This window comes from Arcicella aurantiaca (assembly GCF_003148625.1).
In the GTDB taxonomy this organism is placed as follows: Bacteria; Bacteroidota; Bacteroidia; order Cytophagales; family Spirosomataceae; genus Arcicella; species Arcicella aurantiaca.
In genome coordinates, this window is the sequence record NZ_QGGO01000015.1 from 103473 (window position 1) to 127050 (window position 23578).

Sequence of the window (23578 nt, forward strand, 5' to 3'; positions counted from 1 at the left end):
TCCGCATCGGACTGCTATATTTTGTTCCGATGCAGAAGCATCGGGTTACAATTGTGGCTCAATCATAATCACCTCTTCTTTCTCAACAATTACTTGTCCTTCGCCCAAATCACGAGTTTTTCTGACGAATTTTTTGGGCGTTACAATCACAGGGCAAAGCGTATCATTTCTACGTTTTGAGTAATAAGCTGCCAAACCCGCCGCCCGTTCAATGACTCTTACGGGAAAATTCTTGCCTGCTTGCTTACGTATAACTACATGAGAACCAGACACATCACGTGCGTGAAGCCATAAATCTTCTTTACGTGCATAGCGTTGAGTGAGTAAATCGTTATTTTTAGCATTGCGACCGACCAAAATTTCATACCCTTCAAAATGATAATATTTAAACAAATCTTGTACAGTGTCAATCGCTTTTGGAGAAACTTCCAACTGATTTGCTTTTTGATATTTTCTAAATTCTTTGAGTGTTTCTATTTGTTCGATAATTAAAATTTGTTGGTCTATTTCTGCTAAATCTTCTTCTTTTGCCGAAATATTTTCCATCAATTTCTGGATTTCTATCTTTTCATTTTTTGATTTTCGATAGTAATTTTCGGCATTTTTTTGTGGTGATAAATCCGATTTTAATCTGACCTTCAAAGGCTTGTCACGATAAAAATCATAAAGTTCTATTACTTCCGTTCGCTCTGGAATTGCATGAAGATTTGCCATGATGATATTGGCAATTTCATCGTGTTTTACTCCTGAATCTAATCCATTTAATTGCTGATAATTTTTCTCAATATACGTCTGAGTTCTACTTTTTCGCTTCAAAAGTGCTTTAATGACTTGCCCTTTTTCTTTGTCAAAAACATTGATTCGGGTATAAGCATAGTAAAAATTATTGCTTGCTTCTATCGCATCATCAAATGTTTTTTGAACTTCCTCTCCTGTATCAATCAAAGATAAAACTGGCTGATAATCAATCGTTTTTAAATAATAAATCGGGTTATCTACTTGCGTTAAAACTGCTTGAATATCTTGCCAAGTTACGGTCGATTTTGTCTGTAAATAAGAAGCTATTTCTTTCCCGAAAGTTGGGAAAAGTGCCTTCCAACCTTTTTCACTAAAAGCCGTTTCAGATTGGTCAATTGGGCGGTCGAGATTATCAAGGTCAAGATTATTATCTACCACCAATTTATTATGCAGTAAATCAATCACCTTATTTTCATGGAGTAGAATAACGTTTGAGCGATTGCCATACATTTTGAAAAGCAACACAAAATCATTTTCAAAATAAAGTCCAAATGCACGCTCATTTAAAAATTGACGAACACTAACTACTTTCAAATCAATCAATTCTTTGAATAAATCCACCGAGTTTCGCCCTGCTCTTCTGAAATCATTAGGGAAATTTAAACAGGCAAAATCAGGATGTAATGCCGCTTTGATATAGAAATCTCTTTTCTGTCGCCATTGTTTTCCATCGTTACAAAAACCCAATAAAAGTTCGTCTTTTTCTTGCGAAAAACATTCCGCCAAGACCATTCCAACTAATTCTTTTTCAAGACGTTTTGATAATTGACGAAGAAAATAATAATTGTTTTGCACGTTATTAGCGATTAGATTTTAGAGGATAAATTACAGAAAATAAATGAGGCATTATGACCATATAAAATTTAAAAACATGCAACATTTGAAAAATCTCTATGCTACATATTCACAAATTTATCCTGTTTAAAGTACAGAAGATATAGCTTGAATGAGCAGATAGATTAAATTCTAACCTTTATGCTCTTATTACTATCCTTGATAAAATCTATTTTCCTAATTTTCGATATGCTTCCGAATTGGTTGGGTCAAGTGATGTAAGCAATGAAACGATTTTTTTACGTTCATCTAAAGGAGCGTCTCCGTAGATATTCAATAATTCTGGCGATTTTGCTTCAAAGAAAAGTCGATACCAAATTTGTCCAGGGCGTGACTGGCTGATTTGTTTTATTTGATTCAAATACTCCGTAATTTTCTTGCGACCATCAGCAGGATTGGTAACGTAATTGTCCATCGCTAAACGATGATACGTATAAAAACCCTCACGAAGTGGCTGTAATTGCTGATTAAGTAAGTTTTCAGAAACCCAATAACGATTACGAATGTCATTGGTAGAAGCCCAACCTCCACCTGCTGTCTGTGCGAGATTTACGACGTTTAAGGCTTTTTGGGCAAAATTAGTCCCTCCCATTTTCCCGAAAGAATCATAGTCGAATGCCAACGCTACATAAGCGTAAAATGCCAACATTTGGGTCAAATTATCATTGAAGTTATTGTCATTATAAGTCAAAGGTGTGCCTGCTACGTACTTGAAAGTGAAGTTTTTATCTACATAATTTAACAAAACTGTTTCGTAAGCTGTGCCATAAACGGGTCTTCGTACTTGAAAGTTAGCCGTTCCTTCATAGTCTCCACCTGACGAAGCTTTGGTAAGAATTACCGATAATGAACAGTTTATTTTCTCTTCGGTAGAAAAATTATCATTCGACCAACGACGGTTATTTAAAAACTCCTGCATCACGTTCTGAATCTCATTATAGACATTTGAGCCACGTTGTTCATTCACTTGCAATTGGTCGGTCGATAAACTAACCTTACAATTAAGTTCTTGAGCTTTGATACAGTTACCAGTTATCAGTAAACAGTAAGCAGTAAATAGAAGGAATATTTTATTTGTAAACATTTGATATTTTTTCATAAATCAATGAGTGTTTCTATAAAAATCAAGTATGCGTTAATCCAACACTAACCCCTAACAACTAAATCCTAACCCCTACTTACTGATAACTGTGAGATAATTGCCTCCATAATATCTTGGGCTACGTCTTGTTTCGACTTCAAATCAAAGTCAATCATCGTGCCATCACGTTTGATAATACTGATTTTATTGGTATCATGCCCAAAACCTGCTCCTGCATTTTGCAAAGAATTGAGAACAATCATATCCAAATTCTTTGATTTTATTTTGCCTAAAGCATTTTCAACTTCATTATCAGTTTCTAAAGCAAAACCAATCATTAATTGGTCTGAACGTTTTTGTTGCCCTAAAGTTTTGGCAATATCAGTCGTTTTGGTCAGTTCTATATTAAACGTATCTTCTTTCTTCTTTATTTTCTTGTCGGCAACTACGGCAGGAGTATAATCAGCAACGGCTGCGGCTAAAATGATTACATCGGCTTGTTCAAATGCTTTTTGCGAAGCTTCGTACATTTCTTTGGCAGAACGTACTTTTACCAAATTAATACTCGAATCTGGAGATTTTAAAGCTACGTGTCCGCTCACAAGTGTCACATTTGCCCCTGCTTTTGCTAATTTATTGGCTATGGCATAACCCATTTTCCCTGTTGAATGATTACTGATAAAACGAACAGGGTCAATTGGTTCTTGGGTTGGTCCCGCAGTTATCAATACATTTTTGCCTTTTAAAATAGCGTTTTCAGAAAAATGCTTTGTCAAAATCTCCACTAATTCTTCTGGTTCAGCCATACGCCCTTCACCAACCAAACCACTTGCTAATTCTCCAAAATTCGACTTTACAATCTGATTTCCAAATGAGTGTAATTTCCTCAAATTTTCCAACGTACTCGGATGTTGATACATATCCAAATCCATCGCAGGGGCAAACATCACGGGGCATTTAGCAGAAAGATAGACGGCAGTTAATAAATCATCACAAATACCATTAGCACATTTTGCGAGTGTATGTGCGGTTGCTGGGGCAATCAAAATAACGTCTGCCCAAAGTCCCAAATCTACATGATTATTCCAAGTGCCAGTTTGGTCTTTCACAAATTCAGCAAGAGCAGGCTTTTTTGATAGCGTCGCCAAGGTTAAAGGTGTAATAAATTCTTTGGCGACTTGGGTCATTACAATTTGAACTTCAGCTCCTTCTTTTACCAAAAGTCGGGTTAAACTTGCCACTTTATAGGCAGCAATACTTCCTGTTACTCCGAGTATTATTTTTTTATTTTTAAGCATTGAGACGTTATCTATTAAAAACAGGTCAAATTTAATAAGCAAAAAGTAAAAACTGTTCAAATGCTTTAAACATAAAGAATTGGTATAACAAAAAACACGCTAATACTTGCATTCAAACGTTCAACCTAAAAGCAAAATTTGCTTAAAAAACACTCAAAAAAAAACCTACTTTTACTGATAAACCATGCTTTTTAGCTCCTATATTTTCCACTAACGCATTAATTTTATGATAGTAAATCTGGTATCAAAAAAACAAGAATCCATTTTTTGGAAATTACATCTCACATGGTGGGTTATTTATATTGCCTACCGCACCCTACCAACCTGTAAACTCCCTGAAGGCTCAGCTACAACCATAATCTTTTTTTATGTGCTAAATTTTAGCTCAATGGTAATTTTAACTTATATATACAGGGTTTTTTATTTGAAAGTCGATTTAGATTCTCAGGAAAAATACTGGCAATTTTTATCTCTTCTAATAGGTGTTATTATATGCGGAAGCATTTTTTTCTTGATAAATTCTCATGGTTTTATCTATCATTATAAACTTTGGGAACATCAAAAAATCACCACCGAAATGCGTTTTGACTATCTCTTAGAATGTATTTGGAATGCTTTTCCGTGGTTTTTGGGATTTCACCTTTTCAGATATGGACACATTTTGAAGGAACGAGAAAGCAATTTATTACAATCTTTACACGATTCTGAACTTGACCGTTTACGAAAACAATTAAATCCTCATTTTCTTTTTAATGCCCTCAATGGAATTAGGGCTTTGGTACTGATTGAACCCCATTCTGCACGAGAAGCTATTGCTCAACTTTCTGATTTACTGCGACTTTCTCTTAAAACAAAATTAGATGAAAACATTCAACTTAGTGAAGAAATTGAAATTTTAGAAAATTATCTCTCTATCGAAAAAATTAGATTTCATGAACGTCTGAATGTAGAAATCAATATTCCTAACGAACTGCGATACTATAAAGTGATGCCATTCTGCTTACAAATATTAGCAGAAAATGCAATTAAACATGGAATTGGGCAACAAAAAAAAGGAGGAATCATTAGAATTTTGGGTGATAAAACCGCAACTCACTTACAATTAAAAGTTATGAATGAAGGAACTTTAGAAAACAAATCAAATTCCTTAGATGAAAGTACAGGAATAGGGATAGAAAATCTCCAAAAACGCTTAAAAATTAACTTTGGAGAAAAAGCATACTTCAAACTTGAAGAACAAAATTTTATGGTAACGGCTTCTTTAGGATTTCCTTTAGAAAATTAACGAGTATCCGAAAAGTCTTTAAGTTGTAAGTCGCAAAAAAATATTATTTCGTTTAAAATTCTTGCGACTTATGACTTTTCGGACACTCTTTTTAAATTCTTACTTTTTTGCCCTTTTCTCCAATTCTGCTCTCGGAATACTCAACATTCTTCCTAAAGGTTGTCCATTACGTAAAGTGATTACTTTCAGAGTAATATCTCCTTTCGGAACTTCAAATGTCGTTGTATATTTTGTAGCAAATTTATCTGGGAAAGAATCGTCCATCGAATAATAAATTTCTGTATTTGGAATGTCACAAGCCATTTCACAAATGATTTTATCACCATCTTTTTTCGTCGTAACAATGGCATCATAAACGGCTTTGCTCACTTTCAAATTGGCAGCATCAAAACGAGCAAAATGATTTTCTGTTCTTTCTAAAAAGTTCGTATAATTTTTCTTCTCTTTCGGACTCCAAACTGATTCTGCAATTGCCCACGCTCTTGGGTATGTCATATACAAAGCATGGCGGTAGTTTTGTACTTGTTCTGTCCATAAATTGCCTTGTCCCCCCAAAATATATTTAGCGTCCGTACTATCTGGAACAGGCTCAAATTGATATGATTTTCTCAAAGACAAACTGGCATAAATTGGCTTTTCAACCGTTGGGTCGCCCTGCACATAGTCTAAATACGCAAAAGTTGTTGGGGTCATTACCACATCATGTTTTTGACGAGCAGCTTCAATACCGCCTTTCATTCCTCTCCAACTCATTACAGTTGCATTTGGAGCAAGACCTCCTTCCAAAATTTCGTCCCAACCAATCATGGTTTTACCTTTTTTATTGATAATTTTCTCAACTCTTTTCACAAAATAACTTTGCAATTCATGAACATCTTTTAAGTTATTTTTCTTCATAAAAGCCTGACAACCTGCATCTTCTTCCCAATAGCCATGATAACATTCATCACCACCCATGTGAATATATTTATTCGGGAAAAGAGCCGCAACTTCTGTAAAAACTTTATCCAAAAACTCATATACTTTTTCATCGGAAGGATTCAAAGTATTTTCAATTTTCATTTTGAAAGTTCCGTTCGGAAACCAATCGGCAAACTCAGTTCCGGGATTTACATATCGCTTTACATCTTTCTTGGTTGAAAGCTCAGGATAAGCCGCTAACACCGCCATACTATGCCCCGGAACATCAATTTCTGGAACAATCGTAACGTTTCTTTCATTCGCATATTGAATTACCTCTTTTACTTCTTCTTGGGTATAAAAACCGCCATAAGTAGCTGCTTCGCCTTCTTTTGGGTCTTCACGTTTTCCAAAACCACCTACTCTTGGTACACGCCAAGCTCCGATTTCTGTCAATTTTGGCAATGATTTTATTTCCAATCTCCAACCATTATCGTCTGCTAAATGCCAATGTAAAGTATTGAATTTATAGCGAGCCATTAAATCAATATAGCTTTTCACTTCATCTTTCGTAAAAAAATGACGACTAACATCTAACATCAACCCACGCCATCCAAAACGTGGATAATCCGTAATCTTACATCCCATAATAGGAAACATTCCCATTGAAAATTCTTTATTTTCTGCTTGTGGTGGCATCATTTGACGAAGCGTCTGAATGGCATAGAAAAGTCCCGCAGGTTTGTTTGCAGCACATTTAATGGTTGTTCCATCTACCTCCAATGTATAACCTTCATTACCCAACTTTGCATCAGCATTTTTATTGATGGTAAAAATCATCACTTTATCTTGCATCGTTGGCGTTGCTACTTTTTTGAACGCTGGTTTTTGTCCAGCCATAAATCCCAAAGAATTAACAAAATTCTCTGCAATTCTTTTCGCATCAGGATTATCATCGGTTACATCAATACTTGTACGAGAATCAAGCATAAACATATTCATACCCGAAGATGTTGATACTTCATAACTCACAGGAGCAGGAATAATATTATTTTGGGCAAATACCGAAAAGGAACTGAGTAACAATAAAAAGATTTTCTTCATGGTTTTGTTGATTTGGGGCAATTTTAAAATTTCAGAAAATTAAAGTTAGTCAAATTTTCAAATTCAATTATCCTGTTTTTTTCATTTAACGTCTTAAAATTAATTATTCGGAATTATGCTACCGATATCATAACAATTAGATAAGTAATGATAGATTTTACCTCCTTGTCAATCACTATTCTCTCGCTATATTTCCTTAAACATTTGTATTTTTACATCTCAATTTTAGATACTTATATGCAAACTAACATTTACTTAGGAATCGCTTGGCTCATTTATGGTGCAATCCATTCTCTTTTAGCAACAGAAATATTAAAAAAAGCCTTCCCATCAAAATATTATAGACTGATTTACAACTCATTAGCGATAGTATTAATCATTCCTATACTTTATTTACAAGTAACCTTACCATCTGTAAATATGATGCAAAGTTCTCTTTTAAGCCAAATCCTTAGTGGAATGATGATGTTATCAGGCATTTATTTGGTGTATGTCTCTTTCAGAAATTATGATTTAAAAGCGTTTTTAGGAATCGATTTTAACGACGCAAAGAAAAAAAGTGATTTACAGATTGAAGGCGTTTCAAGCGTAGTTCGCCATCCAATTTATACAGGTATTTTGTTGTTTTTATGGGGAACATTCGGATATTTCACCACAGAATCTTACTTGGTAACAGCCATTGCGTTAACTCTTTACATAAGAATTGGAATCTATTTTGAAGAGAAAAAATTAGTACAAGAATTTGGAAAACAATATGAAAAATATCAAAAAGAAGTACCCATGTTAATTCCAAAGTTTTAAAAATAAAAGAGGCTACATTCGTTATGAACATAGCCTCTTTTAGTTTCGTTAAATCTTACTTATTATTGATGTCTTACTAATAACTTCTTTGTAACCAACGACTTACCGTCTGCTGATAATTGATAAAGATAAATTCCATTGTTCCAGTCTTTCGTTGATACTCTTACTTTTCTTTGGTCTTTCTCTAAAACTTCCTCTTTCATTTCATTTCCCAAAATATTGTAAAAAGTAATTTTTGCCTCTCCAACTTGCGACGAAATCACATAATCAATATCAGCGTGGTCATCGGCAGGGTTTGGATAAATATTTGAAACGGTCAATTTCTCGTTTGAAAATAATCTATCTTCCGAAGAAATAAATTCATCAACCTTGCTTTCTGCATTCACAACAGGCTGAGCCACTGCTTCATTTCTGATAGCCTGTGTTTTGGCAGGTTGTAATAAAAATGAATTCGTAAAATATTGATTAATATAAGCCGAACGTTGATAATTGATATTTCTATCCAACGTTAAAGATGATGGCTGAAAAAGCGAAAAAGATGTTTTCTTAAACAATACCGACGACGATAATGTCGTTTTAGCCTTAGGTTTTATATCCAAACGGCTTTTATGTTTATTGTCTGTTTGTGCATGAGTCGTTAAGCCCGATAGCGTAACTATCGTCATTAAAAACATCAGCGTATTTCTTAGTATAGGTTTCATTGCATTGTAAATATTCTCTTCAGATATTCTTATTTTACGCCTCTTAAATAAATTAATTAGCTTGTTTATACTTTACAAAAATCGTGCGAAGATTATCTTTTACTTCGTTTATATTCTTTAGACTACAAAATTACGTAAAAGGTTGCACCTCGGACTCTTAAAAATTGTTAATTATTTTTAATTAATCACATAAGTATTTGATTATATGCTGATTACCAAATACTTATTTTTCAACATTTGAACAAAAATATATTAAAATTATTCAATTTTCAAAGTTTTGACCTTAATTTTTTCTTAGAATTATTTAATGGGGTTTTCTTGACTTCTTTTTCTTCTTTTTTAATTATTACCGAATCTTTCTTCACTTGTGGAATTTTTACTTCAATTGGCGGAGCAACCACTTTCATAATCATTTCTTTGGTTGGTCTTTCTGCCAATCGCCATCTGAAACCGTCCAATTCTTTATCATCAGGTTTTATTTCTTTGGGAGGAATAAACTTGCCGTCTGGCTTGGCTAAAAAGGCAATTCGACTCACTTTATTTTTGGCAAAATTAAGATTCATCTTTCCGCATTGTACCCGATTCATGCCTGTAACGGTATTTTTTTCGTCAATGGCATAGTAAATACTTTCTCCATTTCCTTCAACAGTTACCTTTTCTACTCGTGAACTATCGGTAAAATTCACCACCATTTTACGTCCTTTTATTTGGTTATAATTCACCAAAGTATCAATCGAAATCACGAAAGATTTACCTTTCATATTCATGATTTTGATTTTATTATGTCTCAATCCAATATTAATTGAATCGGCTTCTGACTGATTTTTGGTATTCCAGAGAATCGGCTTTTGGTAGAAATAAATCGTGGAATCTGACACATTGTAACTCAAAGAATCACACTTTGCCGACATATCAGATTTGTACATCAGCACCTTTTTGTAGGCATATAATTTCTTGACTTTCGTTTCTTTATTGTCCAATGAAACCAAGGTATCAGCGTTCAAAAAGAGCGTATCATTTTCAAAAATATTCTTCAATAAGGCATGACCAAATACTCTTGTGATGCCTGTTTTTTTAGAATAACGACCTTTATCGCCCGTCAAAATGGCTTTATCTTTCTTTGAAATAAATAAAATATTACCGTTTGCCACGCCAATTTCGGTGGGTGGGTCATAAATCATGGTATCGGCAGTCATGACGTAATCTTCAGTTTTTACCGTTGAACGTCCTTTCAAATTAGAAATCTTGGTGAGGGTATTATACTGACTTCCAGGATTGGCGTAGGTTGTATCCTTTTTATTAACAATGAGCGTTGGAGCTACAAAAAACGCCTCTTTTGACAATGTACTATATCGAAGTGAATCCGCCGATAAGTTTCCGTCTTTATCCAAAACTTTTACATTGGTCTTGAAATTTACCAATTTTGTAACTGTATTGTAATAGGCTTCTTTACTGGTCAGGGTACTTTTTTTGTCTAAAACTTTTCCGCCTGTATTATAAAAAGCTACGCTTGAATTAAGGTCGTAATCTAATTTATTGGTATTCAGAATAATTGTTTTATCATCTAATTTCACTCGACCATTAATTTTGGCTTTTCTTTCATTTCCAAAATAATAGGCGGTATCTCCAGTAATGGTTACGGTATCAGCTTGAATAATTTTCACTTTTCCATACGCTTCCAAAATATTGGTTGTCTCATTTAAAATTGCCAAATTACAGTAAAGAAGCGTTGTTCCTTGTCGCAAACCAACATTTCCCATGAGCTTTCTGATTTGCATAAACGGCAAATTCATTCCAACTAAACTATCCGCTTTGATAATTTCTAATTGATTAGGATTGGTAGGCATTGCGGGTACTTGTGCCTGTGTATTTAGCGAAAAAAACAGCAGAAATAAGGCAAAGCAACTCAATAAATATCGAGACATATTTTTGGTAATAAAGCTCAAAAAAGTACACCCAACTTTGGTCTGTAAAACCAGAGTGTTATCTAAAATTGATTTTATTTGATGTATTTTTGTTGAATATTTCATAATAATCATTGTGGTACAAAATTACCTAAATAAAACGATGCTCGACGAGTTTTTAACCTTTATTAACAAACAAAACCTGATTCAACCTACGCAAAAAACGCTTTTGGCGGTAAGTGGTGGCATGGATTCGGTTGTTATGTGCGACCTTTTTAGCAAAGCAAAACTTGATTTTGTGATTGCTCATTGCAATTTTGGACTTCGTGGCGAAGAGTCTAATGAGGACGAAATGTTTGTTAAAAAGTTGTCTATCAAATATAAAGTTCCTTTCATTACAACGACTTTTCAGACGTCTGATTTTGCGGAAAATGAAAAAATTTCTACGCAAATGGCTGCCCGAATCTTGCGTTATGAATGGTTTGAAAAAATCAGAAAAGAACAAAATTGTGATTATATCGCAACAGCACACCATCAAAATGACGTGTTAGAAACGGTTTTATTGAACCTCACAAAAGGCACAGGCATTGCAGGTTTGCACGGTATTAGAGCGAAAAATGGATTTGTTATTCGTCCGCTGTTATTTGCTGAAAAAGAAATAATTTTTGATTATGTTGTTGAAAATCAAATTATTTGGAGAGAAGATTCTTCTAATGAATCTAATAAATATCAACGTAATTTGATTCGGAATGAGGTGGTGCCTTTATTGAAACAAATTAATCCAAATCTGGAAAATACCATTCAACAAACCGTTGAACGAATTTCGGCAGTTGAAGATATTTTTGAACAAGAAATGGAAATGTTGCGTAAACAAATTACATGGTCAGACGCTCAGGCGACTTTTGTCAATTATAAAGCTATTCAAACGCTTTCGCAGCCTGTTATTAAATTGGCGGAATTGTTGAAACCGTACAATTTTACGTATCAACAAAGTCAAGATATTTTTGAGGCTTTCGACAAAGAAGCTGGACGTTGTTTCCTGACGCCTACGCATACGTTGGTGAAAGACAGAACGGAGTTGGTTATTACGCCAAAAAATCTAAAAACATTTGAAAGTCAAATCATTACGACCGAAGATGAGCTTTTAGAAATTAATCATTTGAAATTATCATTCGGGAAACCATTTGATAAACCTGAAGATTTTACTGTGCCAACGGCTAAAAAAATAGCGTGTTTAGATGCTACTAAAGTTCGCTTTCCGTTACAGATTAGAAAGTGGAAAGAAGGCGATTGGTTTTGTCCTTTGGGAATGAATAAAAAGAAATTAATTAGTGATTTTCTTATCGACCAAAAAGTACCGTTAAACCTCAAAAAAGACGTTTATTTATTAACTTCAAATGGCTCGGTGGTTTGGGTTATCGGCATGAGAATCGACGATAGATTTAAAGTGACGGATAAAACCGAGAAAGTAATTTTGTTTGAAAATATTAAGTAAATTTTTAGACCACAGATTTTACTGATTAAACAGATTTACACTGATTTTTATGTGATTTTATATTTTTGGAGATGACCTTTAAACAGGATTACGAGTTATTTTAACTTAAAAAATCATGAAATTATCTTCATTCCTACAAATCATGGTTCTGACTAAAATATCAAAAATCAGTGTAAATCCGTCTAATCTGTAAAATCTGTGGTCTAAAATATTATTTTGTAATTCTACGCCCTTCTTTACGACTAATCTCCTAAAAACCTCAAGAAATTGAATCAATCCACTGAAAATCAATTTATTGAAATCTTCAAAACGCATCAAGGTATCGTACATAAAGTGTGCGGTATGTATCGGCATGACCCTGATGATAAAAAGGATTTGTTTCAAGAAATTGTAATTCAATTGTGGCGTGCCTTCCCAAAATTCAGACAAGAATCCAAAATCTCTACTTGGATTTATCAAATTGCGTTAAATGTTGCCATTTCAGATTTCAGAAAAGAAAGTCGCCGTCCCCAACGAGTTGAATTAAGCGAAAATATCCTTAATATTTCTGATGAAAGTTATGACAATACAACCGACGAAAAACTCAAAACTTTACATCATGCTATTGCTCAACTTTCAGAAATTGAAAAGGCAATTGTGATGCTTTATTTTGAAGAAAAAGACAATGAAGAAATCGCTGAAATTGTGGGTATTACGCAAAATAATGTACGAGTAAAAATGACCCGAATTAGGGAGAAATTAAGAACGATGTTAGTTAAAAATGAATAACTAATAGAGAATAATTATAACATATCTGTTTATTATTCGTACTTAAAATTTCAGTAAATCAATTCAAGTATTAATTATTACATCTTCATTTTTAATTAATAAATATGGAATTAGACGATTTAAAAAATATTTGGCAAGAGTCGCAAGTTATGTATCAAGAAGACCTTGATAGTAAAGAAATTGAGTCTCTCACTCAACAAAAATCAAAAGCAATTTCTGATAAATTATATCAAAATTTAAAATTTGATGTAATGGTTAGTTGCTTGCTAATTTTGCCATTATTGTACATCATTTTTGGAACAAATATTCAATTTTATCATAAATCAATTGCCTTTTTGTTTCTGGTTTCCACAAGTATTGGGATAATTTTCTATTTGATTAATCAGAAAAAATATCAAGAATTTTCCACAAAAAACGATTTAGTTTCTACCTTAAATTTCACCGTTAAAAAGTTTGAAAAACAAATCAAAACGATTACTATTCTGAATAATATTTTGCTATTACCTTTGATGTTTTATGGAACAGTTGTAGCTGCCGAAATAGCCAAAATAGAAATTGAGTTGCGAGAATTGGTAATTTTGCCTTTAATAATCAGCCCGATTGCTTATTTTTACAATAAATATTTAATTAAAACTTTGTATAGAAATCATCTCGAAAAGCTAAAATCTCACCTTTCTGAATTACAAATCCAATCTTAAACCAATAGTATAATCCTTACATAAAATGACCAATCCTATTAAATTTTTCATCATCTCGCTGATTTTCAGCTCCTTGTATTTTACCAAAATTTACGCTCAAAAAGAAGACAAGTCTTTGCTTTATGAAATTTCGGGCAATGGACTTTCTCAGCCTTCTTATTTATACGGTACGATTCATGCCATTTGTAAAAAAGATTTTATCATGACGGAAGCTACGAAAAAAGCTTTTTCTGAAAGTCAGCAGATTTATCTTGAATTGGATATGGACGACCCACAAATGATGACTGAAATGCAAAAGAATTTGATGATGACAGACGGTTCAACATTAAAAACTTTATTATCAGAATCTGACTATCAAAAAGTTAGCACATTTTTCAAGGATTCTTTAAAAACGAACATTTCAATGTTTGAGCAAATGAAGCCTTTTGTTTTGAGTTCTTTTACCATTCCCAAAATGTTAAATTGCCCGATGCAGGGCTACGAAGAAGTTTTCGTAAAAATGGCGAGCCAAGAACATAAAGAAGTTTTAGGACTGGAAACGGTACAAGAACAATTTGCGGCAATTGATAAAATGGGGATGAAAAAACAAGCAGAAGAAATGCTTGTACAACTGATTGCAAATTGGAACGAAGGCAAAGCGGAACTGAAAAAGTTGATTTCAGATTATAAAAAACAAGACGTTGATTTGATGATAGAAGATATGGCAAATTCTAAATTTGCGGGTGATGGTTTTGAAAAAGACGTTTTAGAAACTCGTAATCAAAATTGGATTAGTAGAATTGAAAAAATCTCAAAAGAAAAACCAACTTTCTTTGCCGTTGGAGCTGGTCATTTAGGCGGTTCAAAAGGAGTGATTGCTCTCTTAAAAAAACAAGGATATACCGTAAAAGCAGTTAAGTAAGTTGTTATTGAGAACTGGGTAATTGGTTATTGGTTTACATAATAATTTCACTAAAAAATAACTACCTAATTTATTTTTCAAATTACCAACTATTCGCATTTCGCAAAATCGCTTTTCGCTTAGAATTATGTTAAAATTATCAGAAATATACATTTATCCTGTAAAATCTTTAGGCGGAATTGCTCTTTCAAAAGCTAATATAACCGACCGAGGACTTGAAAATGACCGCCGTTTTATGTTGGTTGATGAAAATGGACGCTTTTTGAGTCAGCGAGAATTTTCTGTTCTGGCAATTTTTCAGACGGAAATTATTGATAATTCACTCATCATTACCAATCGTAAAACAGGTAAAGAATTGGTTATCAACCTTAGTCAACCGTCATCAACCAATGCCATACAAGCTACTGTTTGGGACGATACCGTTGAGGCTTTAGAAGTTAGTAAAGAAGCTTCACAATGGTTTACAGAGGCGTTATCGTTTCAAGCTCGTTTGGTGTATATGCCAGAAGAAAGTCATAGAAAAACAGATGCTCAATATTCATTAAAAGGCGACGAAATCACTTCATTTTCTGATGGTTATCCAATTTTAATTGCGGGACAAGCATCACTTGATGATTTGAATAATCGTTTAGCATCAGCCATAAATATCAACCGTTTTAGACCCAATTTGGTCTTCACGGGCGGAGAACCCTTTGAAGAAGATGCTTGGCACGAATTCACCGTTGGCGATGTGCGTTTCTTTGGCGTAAAACCTTGTGCAAGATGTATCATGACGACCATTGACCAAGCGACGGGTGAAAAAGCAGGTAAAGAGCCACTTTTGACTTTAAATAAATTTAGAAAAGCAGGTAATAAAATTTTATTCGGACAAAATGTGTTAATAAGTCAGTTAGGTGAAATTGCCGTTGGAGATTCGATAGAAGTGAAAAGTCGTCAGAAATTAGCCAAATTTGAAATTGTTTAAATTACTAAAAATAGCCCATTTGTTGAGTTTAGATGTAGTTTTTGGGGCAATGATTTGTAATATCATGTTCTGGAAACTATCTCTTTCCAACGCTCAAATTTCAACTCCAATTGTTTCGATTTTAGGATTTTCGGTTTGGATTATCTACATTTTAGATAGATTATTGGATAATCAAAAAACAAGTCAAATTAAAACAGAACGGCACTTTTTTCACCAAAAACACCGCAAAATCTTAACAGTCTGCCTATTTATTTCGATTATTTTTTGTGCGATTTTGTTATTTTATCTTCCTTACAACATTCTCATTTTAGGCATATTAACAACGTCAACAACAGCTATTTATCTCTATCTTACCAATCGGTTTTCTGCTGACAATAATTTCCAACATTATAAAGAACCCATTACCTCAGTCGTATATACAATGGGCGTATTTAGTACCACCATTTTAAACAGTTTTTCCATTTCAAATTTGTTTGTTGGACTTCTTTTTTTACTCATTACGTTTCAGAATCTTCTTCTCTTTTCGCTCTCAGAATTTAAAAAAAATCCAGATTGTCATAATCTTGCCAGTTATTGGGGAACTAAAAAATCCCATAACATTATTATCCTTATAAGTGCCGTTGTGATGACAATTGCTTTTTATTGGATTATCACAAATGAGTTTACTTATCTTAGTAAAGTATTTTTTATTGAAATATTGATGAGTTTTATTCTTTTAATAATCAGTAGATTCAATGATATTTTTCTGCTAAATGACCGCTACCGTTGGGTAGGAGACGGCATTTTTTTATTACCTTTATTTATTATTTTTTGAAAAATCAGCATCCCCAATCATTCAACAAATGAATCAAACCGAAACCAAACAGTCGCCATACATTGCCCTCAAATACCCCCAATTTGTTGCTTTTATTTTTGCCAATAGCTTTGTTACAATGGCTTTGCTTATCCAAGAAGTTGTCTTGGGGTACGCCATTTACAAAATCACCCACGACCCACTTGCTTTAGGTTTAGTTGGTTTAGCAGAAGCCTTACCTTATATATCATTAGCTCTTTTTGGTGGGCATTTGGCCGACCGTCGCAATAAAAAAACGCTTATGCAAGCAAGTCTTGCTTTTGTTATTGTTGGTTCTTTAGTATTAATTTGGGCAACATCACCCAATTCTGGACTTTCTCAAACACAATTATTGACCGTAGTTTATGGCGTAATTATGTTGATTGGTTTTGCCAGAGGATTTTATAGTCCTGCATCTTCATCACTCAATCCATTTTTAATTCCGAAAGAGGTTTTTGCTAACGCAGCCACTTGGCAAAGTTCATTTTGGCAAGCAGGAGCAATTTTAGGCCCGGGGTTAGCAGGTTTTTTATATGCTTATTTGGGTTTAACCAATACGCTTTGGGTAGTTGTAGGGCTTTTTGGCGTAGTTATGTTATTAATTTCGACGATAACCTCCCCTCCTATTCCTGCACAAAACGAACAGAAAGTGAATATTTTTTATTCTTTGCGTGAAGGAATTGCTTACGTTTTCAAAACAAAAGTGATTTTGTATTCTATTTCATTAGATTTATTCTCGGTGCTTTTTGGTGGCGTAATTGCCTTATTACCCGTTTATTCAGAAGATATTTTACATGTCGGAGCTGAAGGCTTGGGGATTCTTCGGGCAGCACCATCTATCGGGGCAGTCCTCACGATGTTGGTTATGGTTTATTTTCCTCCACTAAATAATGCTTGGAGAAATCTACTTTTGGCAATTGCAGGTTTTGGCATTGCCACTTTGGTTTTTGCTCTTTCCACAAACGTCTGGTTATCAGCAGTGGCGTTATTCTTGACAGGAGCGTTTGATAGTGTGAGCGTAATTATTCGCCAAACAGTTTTACGTTATTTCACCCCCGACGAAATGCGTGGGAGAGTTTCTTCGGTAAATGGTATTTTCGTAAGTTCATCAAACGAATTAGGGGCTTTTGAATCTGGACTTGCCGCAAAATTATTAGGAACAGTTCCTTCGGTAGTTTTCGGCGGAGCAATGACCATGATTATCGTAACCATCGTATGGTTTCGTTCAAAAGAATTATTTAATTTGAAATTCGACAAGTAAATAGTTGTGAATTAGAGAGTTGCGAATTGTGATTAAAATCATCTTTAACAAAACTCACCAATTCACAACTTACTAATTCACAACTCCAAAAACATGATTAATACACAAGTAAAATTAGCAGCTCGTCCCGTTGGCAATCCTAAAGAAAGTGATTTGCTGATTGAAGAATCAGCCACTCCATCAATTCAAGAAGGTGAAGTGCTTATCAAAACTAAATATATTTCTCTCGACCCTGCCATGCGTGGTTGGATGAACGAAGGGAAATCTTACATAAAACCCATTCAAATTGGGGAGGTTTTCAGAGCAGGAACAGCAGGGCAAATCATTGAATCAAATAATCCAGATTTTGTAGTTGGTCAATACGTGACAGGCGGTTGGGGCGTGCAAGAATATGCTGTTTCTACGGGAAAAGATTTGGTCAAAGTAGATACCAATATTGCTCCTCTTACTACCTACTTGGCAACTTTAGGAATGCCGGGAATGACGGCTTATTTCGGATTATTAGATACAGGACTACCCAAAGAAGGAGAAACCGTTGTAGTGTCGGGTGCGTCTGGTGCGGTGGGCAGTGTGGTTGGACAAATTGCAAAAATCAAAGGTTGTAAAGTGGTTGGTATTGCAGGCGACCAAGAAAAATGTGACTATTGCGTAAATGAATTAGGTTTCGATGCTTGTATCAATTATAAAACTGAAGACGTAAGAAAAGCTCTAAAAACGGCTTGCCCAGAAGGAATTGACATTTATTTTGACAACGTTGGCGGTGAAATTTTAGATATTGTTTTAGGACAAATCAGAATGAAAGCCCGTATTGTTATTTGCGGAGCGATTTCTCAATATAATAATACAGAACCTGTGAAAGGACCTTCAAATTACCTTGCACTATTGGTCAATCGTGCCAAAATGGAAGGTATTGTTGTATTTGACAATGCTGCAAACTACGGAAAAGCAGCCCGTGAAATGGCAGGTTGGATTCACGAAGGAAAATTGCAATCAAAAGTACACATCGAAAAAGGAATTCGTAATTTCTTACCAACAATGATGATGTTATTCTCTGGGAAAAATTTTGGGAAATTGATTTTGGAGGTTGAATAGAATACAAAATGATGTATTTTTGAAGTATAAAATAACAATGCAATGATAAAAAGTAATTTAAGAGATTGGACATTAGACACCATCGAAGAAAGTTTCGGTTTGTTACAAGTACGTTCATTACCGATTTTAGATGAATTACTGGCTCATAAACACGAAGCAGATGCTTATGAACAAAGATATTTAGGAAGTCTTCGTGAAGATTATCTTATGCTTGGAGGCGATGACTGGAACGAAGTTGAACTTGAAAACAAACTAATTAGTCCCTTAATCGTCTTTTCAGGAATTTCAAATCAAAAATATTCCTATTTTTTAGAAAGAGAACTTGGTGCTACAATCAACGATATAGAACTTTCTGGAAGAGTTGATGGCATGATTGCATCTGGTTTTAGAAATCCCAAAAAACCCTATTTTTGTTTGAGTGAATATAAGCGTGGCACTGACCCCAATGGCGACCCCAAAGGGCAGGCTCTAATTGCGATGCTTGTTGCACAACATCTAAATCATGATGCAAATCGAAATGACGACCGACCTATTTTTGGTAGTTATATCATTGGACGAAATTGGTGTTTTATGGCTTTGGTAGGTAAAGAATATGCTATTAGTACGGATTTTTCTTGCGTTGACGATGAAATTTTTGATATTTTTAGAATTATGAAAGGACTTCGTGTACAAATAGAAAAATTGATTTAAGCTCCTTTATCAGTATTTTAAAAATAAAAATGGTCTTTGAAATTTAATTTCAAAGACCATTTTTATTATCAATCGTCAATTTATAATTATCAATTAATTACCTCATTTTTTCTAAAGCTGCGGTAAATTTTTGCGTATCTAATTTCTCTCGCAAAGCCACATCATAAGCTTTTTGTTCAATGTCTAAAGCCATTTGCTTATCACCAAGCTTCAACATCAATTGTGCGTAAGAGTGATAACTGTCAGGCGTTTCTACCAATTCTAACGAACGTTTTGCCCACTCAACGGCTTTTTTCAATTTAGCTTTATCATCCACTTGGTCATAAAATGCTTTTACCACTTCGTTCAACTCATTAGCCGTCAAACGAGCCATTGTATATTTTGCATTTTTCTTTAAGTTTTGATAAAGTGCAGCTCCTGCTCCAACCGAATCACGAATACCTAATTTATAATTCTGCATAATTTTTTCGTATTCCCACAAATCTTGCTTGCGAATACTTTCAACTTGCACAAACATTACATATTGGTCAAGATATTGTTCTGCCGCTTCTGAAAACTTATTAACGTCTTTCATCGCTAAATAAAATGCCAATTTATTTTTGTCATTTACTCTATCCGCAGTATTGGGCAATGCTTTCAAATTGGCAGCTAAAGCTTTATCAAACATCGCCTGATTCTTCGTTTTCAAGGCAACATCAAATACTTCATTGATACTTTGAGAAAATGCTCTATTAACTTTTTCAACGCCACCTTCAAATAAACTCTCTGCTTTTTCACGGAATTTTAGCAATAATTCAAAAGCTTTTCCGTCAATTTTGAAACCATTATTAACAATGATACGAAGCGTTTTGTCTGACGAATATTGAATTGGGGTCAACGACTTTACGTACTCTTCAACCAAATTGGTATTGTCAATTGTGTATAAAGAGTTTACAGCAATAAACTCACTCAAAAATTCTGAATCTCTACGTCCTTCATTGTACAATTTTTCTAAAGCCCAACGAGGTTTTGCATTCGCCTGATTATTCAAGACCATATCAGCCTCTTTTAATAAATCAGGAGCTCTCAAAAGACCTTCTTGTTTGTACATTAAATTTTCGGTAGCATCAACAAATAGACAGGTTGGATAAGATGTAACATTATAGCGTTTGGCCAAATTGATACCAAAGCCTTTTTCAGCATCAACTTTATAGTTGATAAATCTGGCATTAAATTTGTCGCCAACCGATGACTCTGTAAAAGTCTTTTTATCCATCTCTTTACAGGGGCCGCACCACGTTGTGTAGATGTCCACGAAGATTAATTTCTTCTGGGCTTTTGCTTGCATCAAAACGTTTTGCCAATCATCTTGCCGAAAAATAATCCCCTGCGAAAAAACCTGAGTCGAAGCCAAAAGGCTGACCATCAGACATATTAGTGACAGGTAAAATCTTTTCATTTCTTTTTAATGGGTTTGATAAATTCATTAGGGCGATGTTTTTTGGCGGATAAACATTCTTTATTCAAACGAAGTATATTACAAATAATATACCAAAATTAATTTGAATTTTATTCTAAATTGTAAAAATAAAAGTGTTTTCTTTTTATTAAATTAAATCTGCAAATTTTAACGTTTCATTTTGGCAAGCTCATTATTTAACAAATCCAGATAATCGCTATCTGCCTTTTCTTTTTTGGCTAATTCCAAAGCTCTGTCCATCAGTCCAATAGCTTCTATTTTACTGCCTAAAGTAAACAAAAGTCTTGAATAAATTTCGTTATTACTTGATTTTTCTTCAATTTCTAACGATTTCCTAATCCAAGCAACTGCTTTTTCTAATTTTTCTCGCTCTTTAAAGCGTTCTACCACAAATTTTGAAGCTTTCCTTAATTTTTGACTATATACGTCCTTCAACTCTGGAAGGTTTTGAAAACTGGAAATATTTTTCTTTAAAATGTATGTATCCATGAAAAAATCAGCCGTTACAAAGAATTTTTCGAGCTGATTGGTCAGCATAAAATAATTCATTTTTGCTTCTGTATTCCATTCATTTGCCTCTGCAAAAGTCTTGCTCAGTCGCCCATTGGCTGTCAAAACTTCATTAAGTAATTTTTCGTTTTTTTGATTAACCGCTTTATTCAGATTTTGAGAGATAATTCCTTTGATTTTTCGCTCAAAAATCAATTCACTTTTTCGAGTCATTAAATAATCAAAAGTTCGTCCACGAAGTAGAGACGCATTTTCTAAAATAAGTTTCTCCGTCTTTTCAGATTTTAACTGTTCTATATTGATTTTCGATAAATATTCATCTAATAATGCTCCATTATCTAATTTCTGAAATGCTCTCGCTTTGATATATTCATACAAAAAAGGAACATCACGTTTTCCTTTTGAGTAGGCTTGTTCCAACTCATCATCTGAACCACTTATTTTTCCTCTTTCTTTTACCTGCTCTCCTGATTCCAATAATCTTTCTGTTGGACGAAATCCCTCTAATTTCATCACCACATTCCAATCGCCGTCAATAAACATACTGGTTGGGTAACTGTCCAATTCAAAATAATCTACTAAATCTCGCCCTTCGCCTTTTTCTCCGTCAATTTTATAATTAATAAAATGCTCATTAAATAATTTCCCCACCGACGCATTAGCGAAAACCTCCGCATCCATTTGCTTACAAGGGCCACACCAAGTAGTATAAATATCAATATAAATGAGTTTCTTCTGAACTTTGGCTTTATTTAAAATACTTTCAAAATTTCCCGTTTGCCATTGTATTCCCTGAGCAAATAAATCATTGGTAATGATTGAAAGAAGAATTACGAAAAAATATATAATTTGCTTATTCATTGATTTTTAAACTGAACCTTTTAAAATATTATGGCAAAATTTCTCGACATAGACGATTTTATTCAAAGTAAAGATACCTCTCTCCGACCGCTACTCCTACAATTAAGAAAAGTCATCATGTTGGCTCACCCAACTATCCGAGAGCGGATTTCTTGGAGCATTCCATTTTTTTATTGTTTCGACCACCTTTGTTACTTAAACGTCATCAAGAAAACGAATGTCGTTGAGGTTTGTTTTGCCAAAGGTTTTCACCTGAGCAACGAAGCAGGTTTGTTAGATGCCAAAAATCGGAAATTGATAAAGGGAATCTCATTCAAAAATTTGCAAGATTATAAAGAAAAAGAGGAAGGTTTTTTAGAAACCTTACAAGAAGCTATTCTATTCAACGAAACAAATCCTGAGATTAAATTTTATAATATGGTGATGAAGAAGAGGTAACGAAGGGTTATGGGTTATGAAAAATTGTAGTTTGAAGAATAGAGTTCATTAACTTTTCTTTAAACGTTTTATATTTTCAAATAACGTATTGGGTATCAAAACGAGCGAACTATTTAACTCATAAACTATTAACCCTTCACTTCAAAAACTCACATTACCGATATTTTTTCTCATTCTGATAAACAGCTTTGATATTATCCTTCGCATCAAATTCAAACATAAAAACGATTGCCTTCTTTCCCCAAGCATTTCCAGCTTGATTATTACAGAAATATCTTAATTCTACCATTACACAATTTTTGTAAACATCCGAGAACATGATAGCATAACCAATCTCTGGTTCACGAGCCTTATTATACATTACACTCTGATTGAATGGGATTGGTTTTATTTTGCTAATTTCTCTATACACAGAATCAGAGGTGAGTGTAATCAATCGTCCTTCTTTCATATTAATTTGCGAACACGACATTCCTTCCTTTTTATATTTCTTTTGGATAAAACTGCACATGACATTATTAATATCAAAAGCAATTTGTTGAGGAGAAACTACCACCTTTCGGGTTTTAGAAGTATTTGTACATTCAGCTAAAATAGAATCTTTCTGAGCAAATAGATTTACATACTCAAACGCCTTTTGCAATTGAGTATCTCCATCTTTTGACCAAAAAGTAATCGAACTTATAGTACAATATAAATAAAGAAGTAAAATATTCATTTGTATGTGTTGGATAAAATGTTAGTAAAAGAATTAGTAAAACAAAAAAAACAAGTAATGAACTATGTTTCTTTTGTATTTTACCAAGAAATTAAATCTTTTTAAAATGATATTTTCCTGTATATATAAATTTGACAAACTTATAGTAAAAAACAAATAAAATATATGCTTTATTTTAAAAGCAT

Annotated in this window: 22 protein-coding genes; 12 read left to right on the plus strand and 10 right to left on the minus strand. The window is 33.8% G+C overall.

What is annotated here, in order from left to right:
* Window positions 1-45: 45 nt before the first annotated feature.
* The 3 genes from LV89_RS14800 to coaBC form a co-directional block, all read right to left on the minus strand.
* Complete coding sequence (locus LV89_RS14800) at window positions 46-1593, minus strand: NFACT RNA binding domain-containing protein (RefSeq protein WP_109743690.1); 1548 nt, start codon at window positions 1591-1593, stop codon at window positions 46-48.
* Between the two features lie 208 nt (window positions 1594-1801).
* Entirely contained in the window at window positions 1802-2731 is a 930-nt protein-coding gene (gene porD / locus LV89_RS14805) for a type IX secretion system protein PorD (RefSeq protein WP_109743691.1), read from the minus strand.
* 68 nt (window positions 2732-2799) lie between these two features.
* Window positions 2800-4011 (minus strand): bifunctional phosphopantothenoylcysteine decarboxylase/phosphopantothenate--cysteine ligase CoaBC, encoded by a 1212-nt coding sequence (gene coaBC, locus LV89_RS14810; RefSeq protein WP_109743692.1) that lies wholly within the window; start codon window positions 4009-4011, stop codon window positions 2800-2802.
* A 511-nt stretch (window positions 4012-4522) separates the two neighbouring features.
* On the opposite strand from coaBC, the gene LV89_RS14815 reads away from it, so the two are divergent.
* Window positions 4523-5296 carry a sensor histidine kinase gene (locus LV89_RS14815; protein ID WP_211321212.1) on the plus strand — a complete coding sequence of 258 codons (774 nt, stop codon included), beginning with the start codon at window positions 4523-4525 and terminating at the stop codon, window positions 5294-5296.
* 99 nt (window positions 5297-5395) lie between these two features.
* Here the strand turns inward: LV89_RS14815 and LV89_RS14820 are convergent, their stop codons facing one another.
* Window positions 5396-7300 (minus strand): beta-N-acetylhexosaminidase, encoded by a 1905-nt coding sequence (locus LV89_RS14820; protein ID WP_109743694.1) that lies wholly within the window; start codon window positions 7298-7300, stop codon window positions 5396-5398.
* 237 nt (window positions 7301-7537) lie between these two features.
* Between LV89_RS14820 and LV89_RS14825 the strand changes: the two genes are divergently transcribed.
* On the plus strand, window positions 7538-8101 hold the full coding sequence (locus tag LV89_RS14825; protein ID WP_158279593.1) for a methyltransferase family protein: 564 nt from the start codon (window positions 7538-7540) through the stop codon (window positions 8099-8101).
* 62 nt (window positions 8102-8163) lie between these two features.
* Here LV89_RS14825 and LV89_RS14830 read toward each other — a convergent pair whose 3' ends face one another.
* Together LV89_RS14830 and LV89_RS14835 are read right to left on the minus strand one after the other, a co-directional pair.
* Window positions 8164-8802, minus strand: a complete 639-nt coding sequence (locus tag LV89_RS14830; protein WP_109743696.1) for a T9SS type A sorting domain-containing protein — start codon at window positions 8800-8802, stop codon at window positions 8164-8166.
* A gap of 269 nt (window positions 8803-9071) precedes the next feature.
* Window positions 9072-10727: an OstA-like protein gene (locus tag LV89_RS14835; protein WP_158279594.1), complete on the minus strand. Its 1656-nt coding sequence runs from the start codon at window positions 10725-10727 to the stop codon at window positions 9072-9074.
* Between the two features lie 142 nt (window positions 10728-10869).
* Between LV89_RS14835 and tilS the strand changes: the two genes are divergently transcribed.
* From tilS to LV89_RS14880, 9 genes are all read left to right on the plus strand, one after another.
* Window positions 10870-12201, plus strand: a complete 1332-nt coding sequence (gene tilS, locus LV89_RS14840) for a tRNA lysidine(34) synthetase TilS (protein ID WP_109743730.1) — start codon at window positions 10870-10872, stop codon at window positions 12199-12201.
* A gap of 267 nt (window positions 12202-12468) precedes the next feature.
* Window positions 12469-12969: an RNA polymerase sigma factor gene (locus LV89_RS14845; protein WP_109743698.1), complete on the plus strand. Its 501-nt coding sequence runs from the start codon at window positions 12469-12471 to the stop codon at window positions 12967-12969.
* A 104-nt stretch (window positions 12970-13073) separates the two neighbouring features.
* Window positions 13074-13667 carry a hypothetical protein gene (locus LV89_RS14850; RefSeq protein WP_109743699.1) on the plus strand — a complete coding sequence of 198 codons (594 nt, stop codon included), beginning with the start codon at window positions 13074-13076 and terminating at the stop codon, window positions 13665-13667.
* 25 nt (window positions 13668-13692) lie between these two features.
* Window positions 13693-14568: a TraB/GumN family protein gene (locus tag LV89_RS14855; RefSeq protein WP_109743700.1), complete on the plus strand. Its 876-nt coding sequence runs from the start codon at window positions 13693-13695 to the stop codon at window positions 14566-14568.
* 127 nt (window positions 14569-14695) lie between these two features.
* A complete protein-coding gene (locus LV89_RS14860) occupies window positions 14696-15532 on the plus strand; it encodes an MOSC domain-containing protein (RefSeq protein ID WP_109743701.1) in 837 nt (278 codons plus the stop codon).
* Window positions 15525-16346, plus strand: coding sequence for a hypothetical protein (locus LV89_RS14865; RefSeq protein WP_146199169.1), 822 nt, complete (start codon window positions 15525-15527; stop codon window positions 16344-16346). Before LV89_RS14860 ends, LV89_RS14865 begins: the two co-directional genes overlap by 8 nt.
* A 28-nt stretch (window positions 16347-16374) precedes the next feature.
* Window positions 16375-17625, plus strand: a complete 1251-nt coding sequence (locus LV89_RS14870) for an MFS transporter (protein ID WP_109743703.1) — start codon at window positions 16375-16377, stop codon at window positions 17623-17625.
* Window positions 17626-17718: 93 nt separating this feature from the next.
* Entirely contained in the window at window positions 17719-18717 is a 999-nt protein-coding gene (locus LV89_RS14875; RefSeq protein WP_109743704.1) for an NADP-dependent oxidoreductase, read from the plus strand.
* 42 nt (window positions 18718-18759) lie between these two features.
* The gene (locus LV89_RS14880; protein ID WP_109743705.1) at window positions 18760-19407 is read left to right on the plus strand and encodes a hypothetical protein; all 648 of its coding nucleotides are present in this window, start codon (window positions 18760-18762) and stop codon (window positions 19405-19407) included.
* Window positions 19408-19504: 97 nt separating this feature from the next.
* Here LV89_RS14880 and LV89_RS14885 read toward each other — a convergent pair whose 3' ends face one another.
* The 3 genes from LV89_RS14885 to LV89_RS14890 all read right to left on the minus strand — a co-directional run bounded on the left by LV89_RS14885 (window position 19505) and on the right by LV89_RS14890 (window position 22237).
* On the minus strand, window positions 19505-20800 hold the full coding sequence (locus tag LV89_RS14885; RefSeq protein ID WP_374755149.1) for a thioredoxin fold domain-containing protein: 1296 nt from the start codon (window positions 20798-20800) through the stop codon (window positions 19505-19507).
* Window positions 20751-20873 carry a hypothetical protein gene (locus LV89_RS25820; protein ID WP_262509865.1) on the minus strand — a complete coding sequence of 41 codons (123 nt, stop codon included), beginning with the start codon at window positions 20871-20873 and terminating at the stop codon, window positions 20751-20753. The genes LV89_RS14885 and LV89_RS25820 overlap by 50 nt, the downstream gene beginning before the upstream one ends.
* A gap of 140 nt (window positions 20874-21013) precedes the next feature.
* Window positions 21014-22237: a thioredoxin family protein gene (locus LV89_RS14890; protein WP_109743707.1), complete on the minus strand. Its 1224-nt coding sequence runs from the start codon at window positions 22235-22237 to the stop codon at window positions 21014-21016.
* A 30-nt stretch (window positions 22238-22267) separates the two neighbouring features.
* Here LV89_RS14890 and LV89_RS14895 point away from each other — a divergent pair, with 30 nt between their 5' ends.
* Window positions 22268-22675, plus strand: a complete 408-nt coding sequence (locus LV89_RS14895; protein ID WP_109743708.1) for a DUF1801 domain-containing protein — start codon at window positions 22268-22270, stop codon at window positions 22673-22675.
* A gap of 154 nt (window positions 22676-22829) precedes the next feature.
* Here LV89_RS14895 and LV89_RS14900 read toward each other — a convergent pair whose 3' ends face one another.
* The gene (locus LV89_RS14900) at window positions 22830-23393 is read right to left on the minus strand and encodes a hypothetical protein (RefSeq protein WP_109743709.1); all 564 of its coding nucleotides are present in this window, start codon (window positions 23391-23393) and stop codon (window positions 22830-22832) included.
* Between the last annotated feature and the right edge of the window lie 185 nt (window positions 23394-23578).